This is a genomic window from Campylobacter sp. CNRCH_2014_2849 (assembly GCF_025772845.1).
GTDB classification, from domain to species: Bacteria; Campylobacterota; Campylobacteria; order Campylobacterales; family Campylobacteraceae; genus Campylobacter_D; species Campylobacter_D lari_D.
Genome location: NZ_JAKMSW010000026.1, coordinates 1 through 3,538 on the forward strand (window position 1 = coordinate 1; position 3,538 = coordinate 3,538).

Sequence of the window (3,538 nt, forward strand, 5' to 3'; positions counted from 1 at the left end):
CAGGGTATATAAAATCTTTTAAGTTTATAAAAAGGTTTTTTCATTTATATTCCTTGATATCCTAAAAATAGTTTTTGTGTCTTTTTCTGTTTCGTTTAAGGTTTTATTTTGAGTGTTAAGTTCTATCTCATTCATTTGTACATTCTTTTAGTTTAGATTGTAGGGTATTGAGCTGATTGATTTGTTTTTGATCGAGTCTGAGTTTTGGATAATTATTGTTTATATTTTCTATTTTCATTTTAAGATAATCATCTTTATAGGCAATAAATTTAATTTTTGAATTTATAAGATTGATATATCTATCAACTGCAATATTAATTTTTTCTATGCCATTTAGAATTGCTATGGTTTTGGGATTATTTAAATCACAAATAGGAGCTATTGAAAGTTCTCTTAGGTACATATTATTAGCAAACGCACCATCTAAGCCAATCAATAGATTAATATATGTTACAATTTCTATTATTTCAAAATCATTATCATTTTTTTTCAAAAAATCCTCTTCTAAACGAGTATTTAGAAAAAATAAAAAATCTTCAAAAACTTTAAATCTTTCCTTATCAAATAAAAAATAAGTTTTATGTCCTATAAAAGTTTTTTCATTATCTAAAAGATAAAGTATAATATCCATATTTATTCTTAAAACAATTCGACTAGCTTTTCTTGAAAGTTCCTCATCTTCATCTAGGAATGAATAAATAGTTAGAGTTTTCATATCTTCAATACTAGCTTGTATCATCTTAAGATTTTTAATAATCATTTGTGTAACTTTTTCTTGATTATAGTTTTCTTTGCTTAAATTCTTAGCATATTCTAATTCTTCCTTACCTTCGTTTTCACTCCATTTGATTAAAGCACTAAGATTTTCTCTTGCTTTATTTTCATTAGCTTCTTTAAATTGTAAAGCTTCTTGGATCAATTCATAAATACCAATAGCTAGGATAAAAACTAATACAATAAAAACTATAATAGAAATTCTTTTTGATATTTTAAGCAATTTTTTTACCTTTAAAGTTAGTATTATTTATTATAGCATTATTAGATACAATACTTTATATTACTAGGTGTATGACATTTTCTCAATCATTTCTTTACTCCATCCTTTAGGAAGATTTTTTATACTAGGATAATATGGTTTTAAAAGTTCAAAGAAAACTTCTTCGTGGTATCTACTTATTTGAAAATAGTATTTGCCTAGAGTAGAGGGGGTGTAAAACTCATCCTTTTGGTTGTTTTTTTTAGTGTATCGAATATTAGGTATTTTAATATAATTATATTTATATTTAATTCCAAATTTTATTTCATCATTGTATTTTAATCTGTCTATAGTTTTTGAATGCAAATTATTTGGAAAATAATCATCTAGATTAATCTCAAAAAACCCATTATAATTAAAACTATAATCAAAATAATCCACAAAATAACTACCTCTTTTTTCAAATCCCATGCCAAATATTTCTTTTTCGTATTTTCTAATTAATTCGTTATTTAAATCATTATAATTTATTTTTGTATCATCTATATAAGCTGCAGGGTTAAAAAGAGAATTGATTTCATTTTGAAGCATGCCTTGAGATAGTTTTAATATAAAACCACCCAAACTAAAAACAAAATAATCATAAAAATACTCATCATCAAAAGTAATCAAATAATCTTTACTTTTTCTATCTTGCCTAGCCAAATAATCTAACATAGTAAGCAATAAGGAATTTTTCTTAATTAAACGATTATTTTTAAAACCTTCTACTTGTCTTTGAGTGATTATTCCTAAATTACCCAATTCTTCATAAAATTCATCATCAAATGCATAAGGTTTTATGCCATTATCTTTATAAATTTGGTCTATATAATCTTGGATTATTCTTACATTTTCACTATGAATTTCTTTTACATAAGATAAGATTTGTTCTTGGTTTAGTATAGTTGTATTTTTTTCTATTTTACATTGATATTCTAGGTTTTTTGGGTTTGTTATATGATAATTGCCTCTAGTTGTTTTTATTTTTTTACCAAGAATAGTATCTTCAAAAAAAATCACTTCAGGTTTAACATAATTATCATTTTTTTCAGCTATCCATAGAAGATTTTTGATTTTCTTAACCTCTTCTTCTAAATTTTCAATACTTGTAGGTATATATTTTGGTAGGAGTTTGTTGCCTTTTTTATTAAATATGATTTTACCTAAATAAATGCCAAATTTGGGATTATATGTAATGTTGATTTTGTTTTCTAAATCAATATGGTTGAAAAAATACCAATAATTTTTTTCACTAGGGCATATATTATTAAAACATTTTATATTAGTATTTACACCTAAATAAAATACATTTGGTTCTTTTCTAGTTTGTAAAAATTGTTCGTGTTTTTTTGTATCTGGTTCCTTGTATCTCATCATAACTCCTTGATGATACTTTCTTCTATTGCTCTAGCTTCTGCTTCGCTTGGCTGAAAAAAATAAATATCTGGTGTTGTTTTATTTCCAAATTTTTGATCTGTTTTATTAAAATAAATATATTGATTGCTATAATAAATATAGTGTTGTAAGACATCATTATTTGGTTTTTTTGATGTATGTATGCGTGTCGTATTTCGTGTATAATAGTTTTAAACATTTCCTCTGTATTTTCTATATTGTTTATATTGATTTCAATAATAGTTTTGTCTTGATTATAAAAACCAAATAGGCTATTATCATTTGATGAGATAAATTCTGTTTTTATATTTAATTTAAATTGATTGTAGATTTCTTCAATTAATTTTTCCCAATACGCAATAGGATAATTTTTATTGGGATCATAGTTGTATTTTTGTGCTGTCTTTTTAATTGTATTTTCATAGTAAATTATATCTTGAAAATAATCCCCATATTTTATTTGTATATTCTTTGTTGATTTGACTTGAAAATATATTTTCGCTAAATCAAACCTATAATAAATATAAGCAATTTTTCCAGCAAGTTGAGGGTAGGTTTTAAAAAAGATATTATCATTTGTTTTGTTTTTATCTTGTAATTTACAACAAGTTTTTAAAAAATCTATAGCTTCTAATACGCTAAAAATATAATTTGTATAAATGATGTCTTTTGCTAAATTGCTGCTGTTTGTGTTATTCATACCCCCTAACACCCCTTCTCTTACACTATCATCATCTCCAACTCCCACTCTAAAGCTCATATCTATAATGATGTAATGATCTTCTAAATTAGGTATAGTTTTTTCACTGTTATAAGCAAATAAAACTATATAGTATTTATAATCTTGTATATCTTCTTTAGGCTCATTGCTTCTATTTATAGGTAAGCAAAAAGATAAAACATTATCTTCATAGCTTTCATTATAAATCAAATCATCATTTTCAAATAATACCTTAAGATTTTTTTCATCAATATAGCCATTACAATCATGTAATAATAAATTTAATTTTTCTTTGCTTTCACATTCTACAAAAGCCCATTTTAGTTTTTCATCGCTTTCTTTTTCTAGTTGTAAGCTTATATAAGTCCCTGGTGCAAAAGAGGTATTTAGATCTATATTATCGC

3 protein-coding genes are annotated in these 3,538 nt (G+C 24.2%); all 3 read right to left on the reverse strand.

Features of this window, described 5'->3' with window-relative positions:
- Positions 1-127: 127 nt before the first annotated feature.
- Positions 128-997, reverse strand: coding sequence for a hypothetical protein (locus tag L8X33_RS08460; RefSeq protein WP_263670476.1), 870 nt, complete (start codon positions 995-997; stop codon positions 128-130).
- Between the two features lie 63 nt (positions 998-1,060).
- On the reverse strand, positions 1,061-2,392 hold the full coding sequence (locus L8X33_RS08465; protein ID WP_263670477.1) for a hypothetical protein: 1,332 nt from the start codon (positions 2,390-2,392) through the stop codon (positions 1,061-1,063).
- Positions 2,393-2,417: 25 nt separating this feature from the next.
- Positions 2,418-3,538, reverse strand: a 1,121-nt coding sequence (locus L8X33_RS08470) for a hypothetical protein (RefSeq protein ID WP_412175236.1), incomplete at its 5' end; no start/stop codon positions are given.